Origin of the sequence: Streptomyces sp. WAC06614 (genome assembly GCF_003949795.1) — a bacterium.
Lineage (GTDB): Bacteria > Actinomycetota > Actinomycetes > Streptomycetales > Streptomycetaceae > Streptomyces.
The window spans coordinates 1-5,860 of record NZ_RPRY01000393.1 but is presented as its reverse complement, the minus strand read 5'-3'; the positions used below and the strand labels follow the sequence as shown (position 1 = coordinate 5,860).

The following is a 5,860-nucleotide window of genomic DNA, read 5'->3' as shown; positions in this document are numbered from 1 at the left end:
CGTGGGACAGCGGTGAAGGGGGTGGCCCGGGGGCAGGGGCCTCGGACCCGGTGGCGTGGTCGGGTGGTGCGGCCCCTCCGGGACGGGTCAGCGGCGACGCGTGGTCACCGTCTTCTCCACCGCGAACAGCTCCTCCTCCACATGGTCCAGCGCCAGCCGCAACGCCCCGGTCGCCACCGCCGCCTCGCCCAGGAGCGACAGCGCCACCCGCGGCGGCCGCAGGCAGTACCGGGCCAGCTCCCGCCGCAGCGGTTCGAGCACCCCGTCCAGGCCCGCGGCCCAGCCGCCGACCACCACCAGCTCCGGGTCCATCGCCAGCACCAGCGCAGCGACATCGTGCACCAGCCGCTGGATGAACCGTTCCAGCGCGGCCACCGCCCGCTCGTCCCCCCGTTTGGCCCGGGCGAACACCTCCGCCACCGCCTGCTCGTCCAGCGGATGCAACGGCTCGCCCGTCGTGGACAACAGCTTCTCCGGACGCGCCTCACGCCCCAGCAGGTGCAGCGCGCCGATCTCGCCCGCCGCCCCGCCGAACCCCCGGTGCAACCGCCCGCCGATCAACGAACCCGCACCTGGGCTCAGCCCCGCCATCACGAACACCATGTCGTCGGTGTCCTGCGCGGCCCCCTTCCAGTGCTCGCCGACCGCCGCCGCGTTCGCGTCGTTCTCCACCCGCACCGGGCACCGGAACGACCGCTTCAGCCGATCGCCCAGCGGCAACCCCGTCCACCCGGGCAGCGCCGTGCCCAGCCGTACGGTGCCGTCCGCCTCCACGATCCCCGGGCTCGCGACGCCCACCGCACGCAGCGAGTCCCGCGGCACCCCGGCCCGCCGCAGCAGGTCGGCCACGCACGCCCGGACCTTCTCCAGCCGCTCGTCGGCCGAGGCCGTCTCGGCGACCTCCTTCGTGCCCGCGCCGATCACCCGCCCGTCCAGCCCCGACAGCAGCGCCGCGACCCGGTGCGAGCCGATCTCCACTCCGAGCAGATGGCCGGCCTCGGTCCGGAACCGGTACCGCCGCGCCGGCCGCCCCTGGCGCCGGGCGCCCTCCTCAGGGACCGCCTCGACCACCAGCCCGGTGGCGATCAGCCCTTCCACGACCCCCTCCACGGTGGGCCGCGACAACCCGGTCACCCGGGTGAGGTCGGTGAGCGTCGGCGAACCGGCCGCGCGCAGTGCCCTGAGCACCACCGCGGAATTGATCCGCCGGAGCAGAGAGGGATCCCCGCCGGTCAGCTGCCCCAACGTGTGTCCTCCCAGCTAGCGCGCCTGTCAGCCGGATCGTACTGCGCGGTCAGGACGGCGGCGAGAACCCACCCCCGCGCGATCAGCCGCAGCACCGCTCCCTCCCGTTCGGTGAGCGCGGCCCGCTCCAGCACGTTCCGTGCCTCCCGGTTCCCGTACTCGGCTGCCAGCGACCGCACCGCGGCCGGGAACAGCAGGGTCTCCCCTTCCGCCACCAGCCGCACCGCGTGCACGATCTCCGAGGGCCTGGCCCGCTTCAGCAGGAACCCGTCCGCCCCGGCCCGCAGGGCCTTGTAGACGTACTCGTCGTTCTCGAAGGTGGTGACCACCAGGATCTTCGGCGGGTCGGAGATCGTCCTCAGCACCACCCGGGTCGCCTCGATCCCGTCCATCAGCGGCATCCGTACGTCCATCGCCACGACGTCCGGCCGCAGTTGACGGACCAGCGGGACGACCGCCGCGCCGTCGGCGGCCTCACCCACCACCTCGATGTCGGGCTGCGCCTCCAGAACGGCACGCAGACCTGCGCGGACCAGCGGTTCGTCGTCGACGAGAAGTACGGTGATGGGCACCCGGTCAGGGTATTCGCTCCAGCGGAAGCCGCACGCGCACCCTCCAACTCTCCTCGTGCGGGCCCGACTCGGCCTTCCCGCCCAGCAGCGCCGCCCGCTCCCGCATCCCGCGCAACCCCGACCCGGTGCCCGCCATCAGCTGCGGACGGCCCTCAGGCAAGGGATTGGTCACCTCCAGATCGAGCCGGCCGGCTCCGACCTCCACGCGCACCCGCACCGGCACCGGACCGCAGTGACGCAGGACGTTGGTGAGCGCCTCCTGCAGGATCCGGTACCCCTCACGGGTGATCGGCCCCGGCAACTTCTCCAGTGGCCCCGACAGTTCCGCATCCACCTCCGCCCCGGACGACCGCGCCGATTCCAGCAGCCGGTCCGCCTCCCGCAGCGTCGGCCGCTGCGACGGCGGCTGCGCCGACTCCCGCAGCACCAGCAGCACCCGCTCCAGGTCCTCCAGCGCGGCCCGGCCGGTCTCCTCGATCGCGGCCAGCGCCCGTTCGGTGAACGCGGGGTCCCCCGCCGCCCGTGCCGCCCCGGCCTGCATCACGGCCACGGTCAGCGCGTGCCCGATCGAGTCGTGCAGTTCGCGCGCGATCCGGTTCCGCTCCAGCAGGTCCTCCGTACGCTTCTCCAGCTGCGTCATCCGCTCGGCCGCCGAAGGCCCCAGCAGCCGGCCGGCGATCGCGGTGGTCAGCTGCCCCAGGAGGACCACGATCAGCCAGAGCAGGACCAGCGCCACGGGCACCAGGAACGGGCACAGCCAGCGCGGAGGCAGCGCGGGCAGCACGGTCGCCAGCAAGGAGTCGTCGCCCGGCGGCAGGCCCCAGGACCTCTGCACGAGCTCGACCGCCATGGCGGGCAGCCAGACCGTGGGCAACATCGCCAGGAACGCGATGACCAGCCGCATCTCCAGCCACAGCACGGTGCGCCACCGGTCGCCCCACCTGGCCGACGGGGACGTGGAGATGAGCGGAGCGTCCGCCGCCCGGCCGGACGGGAGGAGCAGGAACTGGGCCTGGAGGCCCTCCGCCACACGCACCCAGGGGATCAGCCCGAAGGGCGCGACGATCAGCGCCGGGAACCACGGCGCCTCCGGCTCGATGAACATCCATACGGCGACTATGAGGACGGGCGTGAGGAGGTGGACCCAGCGGGTGTAGGTGATGCCTTGGAGCGGGGCGCGGACGAAGCGGTTCATGGCTGCATCGTGGCAGTTGACCCGGGCCCCGCGTCTCCCCCGTGCGGGGGAGACGATCCCCCCGCACGGGGGAGGAACGGGAGGGGGGCCGGACGCGAACCTTGAGCCATGAACCGCATCGAGATCCGCGAACTCACCAAGGAATACGGCAGGACCCGTGCCGTGGACCACCTCACCTTCGACGTCCTGCCGGGACGGGTCACCGGCTTCCTCGGCCCCAACGGCGCCGGCAAGTCCACCACGATGCGCCTGCTGCTGGGGCTGGACCGGCCGACCTCCGGCACCGCCACCGTCGGGGGACGCGCGTTCACCGCTCTGCGGGAGCCGCTCCACCACGTGGGCGCCCTCCTGGACGCCCAGGCGGCGCACGGCGGCCGGACCGCCCGGGACCACCTCCTCACCCTCGCCACCAGCAACCGCATCCCACACAGGAAGGTCGTGGAGGTCCTGGAACGGGCTGGTCTGGCGACCGTGGCCGGGCGCCGGGTGAAGACCTTCTCCCTGGGCATGCGCCAGCGCCTCGGCATCGCCGCCGCACTACTCGGTGACCCCGGCGTACTGCTCCTGGACGAGCCGACCAACGGCCTCGACCCCGAAGGCATCATCTGGATCCGCGAGCTGATGCGCGAACTCGCCGCCGAGGGGCGCACGGTCCTCGTCTCCAGCCACCTGATGGGGGAGACGTCCCTGATGGCCGACCACCTGGTCGTCCTCGGCCGGGGCAGACTGCTGGCCGACATGTCGATGAAGGACTTCATCGATGCGCACAGCACCGCCCGGGTCCGTGTCCGGACCACCGACCCGGTCCGTCTGCGGGCCTCCCTCGCCCGCGAAGGGCTGGAGCTGGCCGACGGCGAGGACGGGTGCTGGACCGTGGACGGCACGACGGCCGAGCACATCGGCGGCCTGGCGGCCCGCGAGGGCATACCCGTGCTGCAACTGGCCGACGAGCGGGCCTCGCTGGAGCAGGCCTACCTCGGTCTCACCGCCGACCACGCCGAGTTCGCCGCAACTCCCCATTGACCCCGACCATCACCGTCGCCCGTACCTCAGGAGGTTTCGCCATGAGCTCCGCTCTGCCCACCGTCCCCGTCCTGCACTCGGAATGGATCAAGATACGGTCCCTGCGCGGCACGCTCGGGGCACTGACAGCCGTGTGCGTGGCCACCGTGGGCATCCAGACCCTCACCGCCGCGGCGATCGGCGAGGCCGAGGCCGGCAGCATGGGGGAGGATCCGCTGCTCGCGGCCTTCTACGGGCTCAACTTCGGGCAGATAGCCGCCTTCGCGTTCGGAGCCAGTGCCTTCGCGGCCGAGTTCCATCACGGCGCCCTGCGGAACACACTGACCGCGGTGCCCGACCGGACCCGCTTCTACCTGTCGAAGATCACGATGATCGCCGTCCTGTCCCTGCTGATCGGTGAGGTCACCGGATTCGCCACGTTCGTCGCGGGCCAGCAGTTCATGGGTCCCTACGCCATGGAACTGGGCGCCGAGGGCACGGTCCGGGCGGCGGTCGGGTGCGGCATCTACCTGATGCTCATGGCGCTGTTCGCGGCCGGGCTGACGGCCGTGCTCCGCAACACGGCGCTGGTGCTGAGCCTCCTCATACCCTTCGTCCTGATCGTCTCGTTCGTCATCGGTGAGGCCGCCGGCGGGTTCGCCCAGTTTATGCCCGACCGTGCGGGCCAGATGGTCCTGCGCATCGACCAGCACGGCGACCTGGGGCCCTGGACCGGGCTGGGGGTGCTGGCGCTGTGGGCCGGTGCCGCGGTGGTCGGCGGGTGGCTCGCGATCCGACGCCGGGACGTGTGACGCCAGGCCAGTTGTCAGTGCCGCCCGAGATACTGACGGCATGACCACTGCAGAGCATCTCGAGACGATCGACCGGCTCCGGACGCGTGACTTCCCCGACGTCCGGAGGCGGTCCGAGGTGGGCGTGAGCGGCCCCGGCTACCACCTCGCGGAGCTGGGCGGGAGCCGTTGGTACGGCGACGAGGACGCGGCCGACCGGACGGTGGGGGAGGAGCAGACCGCGGCCGAGTTCGAGGCGCTGCGCCAGTTGCTGGAGGAGCGGTGGGGAAAGGGGGACCCGTTCTCCGTGCTGGGTCTGAGGGCGCGGGCGCTCACCGAGGAACTGCCGCAGCCGTGGCGGGACGTGTGCGGGACCACCGAGCACGTGGACCTGTGGCGGGTCGAGGAGCGGTGGGTCGCCCTGTACGAGGCGCAGTGGGGGGCCGACCACTCGCCCCAGGTGACGGCCGTCGTGACCGTGGTCGAGCCGCCGTAGGGCCGCGTCGCCCGGGGCCGTGGCGGGAAGAATCCCGGCAGCCAGGTCTGCCGGCCGATGCGGGGGGACGATGGAGCGACAGGTCCAGGAGATCGAGCTGCCGGGCGGGGAGACGGTGCTGGCCCGGGTCAGTGTGCTCCGCCCGGACGAGGTGCCGGACACGGAGGGGGACTTCGGCTACGAGGACGTCAGCGCGCTGGAGCAGCTGACGGCCCGGGTGGACCGGCTGGGCGAGCTGGTCAGCGGTCTGGGGGCGGCGGTGCTGCGGGCCGCGGAGGCGGCCGCCCCGGACGAGATCAGCGCCACCTTCGGCATCGAGCTGGTGGCGCGGCCGGGCAGAGCCGTGGCGATGCTCGCCGACGGGGAGGCGACGGCCGCCATCTCGGTCACCCTCACCTGGCGCCCACGGGACCGCCCGGCGCCGGGAGCGGCTGCGGGGGACGGCCGCTGAGGGCGGCGCGGCCCGCGGCGCCGGAGCTGGCAGCAGCTCGGCGTCCGCGGGCCGGGGGTGACGACGGCCTCGGGGGGCCGGGTGGCCGACCGGGGGCCCGTAGCGGGG

6 protein-coding genes and 1 pseudogene are annotated in these 5,860 nt (G+C 73.2%); 4 read left to right on the top strand and 3 right to left on the bottom strand.

Annotation, left to right across the window (positions count from 1 at the left end; all coding sequences use genetic code 11):
- Positions 1-87: 87 nt before the first annotated feature.
- From EF918_RS31505 to EF918_RS31495, 3 genes and pseudogenes are all read right to left on the bottom strand, one after another.
- Positions 88-1,245: an ROK family transcriptional regulator gene (locus tag EF918_RS31505; protein WP_125652336.1), complete on the bottom strand. Its 1,158-nt coding sequence runs from the start codon at positions 1,243-1,245 to the stop codon at positions 88-90.
- A 71-nt stretch (positions 1,246-1,316) separates the two neighbouring features.
- Positions 1,317-1,817: pseudogene (locus EF918_RS31500) on the bottom strand (response regulator transcription factor); the annotation flags it as partial.
- 4 nt (positions 1,818-1,821) lie between these two features.
- Positions 1,822-3,012: a sensor histidine kinase gene (locus EF918_RS31495; RefSeq protein ID WP_125652335.1), complete on the bottom strand. Its 1,191-nt coding sequence runs from the start codon at positions 3,010-3,012 to the stop codon at positions 1,822-1,824.
- A 108-nt stretch (positions 3,013-3,120) separates the two neighbouring features.
- On the opposite strand from EF918_RS31495, the gene EF918_RS31490 reads away from it, so the two are divergent.
- The 4 genes from EF918_RS31490 (at position 3,121) to EF918_RS31475 (ending at position 5,752) form a co-directional block, all read left to right on the top strand.
- Positions 3,121-4,035: an ATP-binding cassette domain-containing protein gene (locus EF918_RS31490; protein WP_125652334.1), complete on the top strand. Its 915-nt coding sequence runs from the start codon at positions 3,121-3,123 to the stop codon at positions 4,033-4,035.
- A 41-nt stretch (positions 4,036-4,076) separates the two neighbouring features.
- Positions 4,077-4,826, top strand: a complete 750-nt coding sequence (locus tag EF918_RS31485) for an ABC transporter permease (protein ID WP_125652333.1) — start codon at positions 4,077-4,079, stop codon at positions 4,824-4,826.
- A 40-nt stretch (positions 4,827-4,866) separates the two neighbouring features.
- The gene (locus EF918_RS31480; protein WP_125652332.1) at positions 4,867-5,301 is read left to right on the top strand and encodes a hypothetical protein; all 435 of its coding nucleotides are present in this window, start codon (positions 4,867-4,869) and stop codon (positions 5,299-5,301) included.
- Between the two features lie 70 nt (positions 5,302-5,371).
- A complete protein-coding gene (locus EF918_RS31475; RefSeq protein WP_125652331.1) occupies positions 5,372-5,752 on the top strand; it encodes a CU044_2847 family protein in 381 nt (126 codons plus the stop codon).
- The last annotated feature ends 108 nt before the right edge of the window (positions 5,753-5,860 follow it).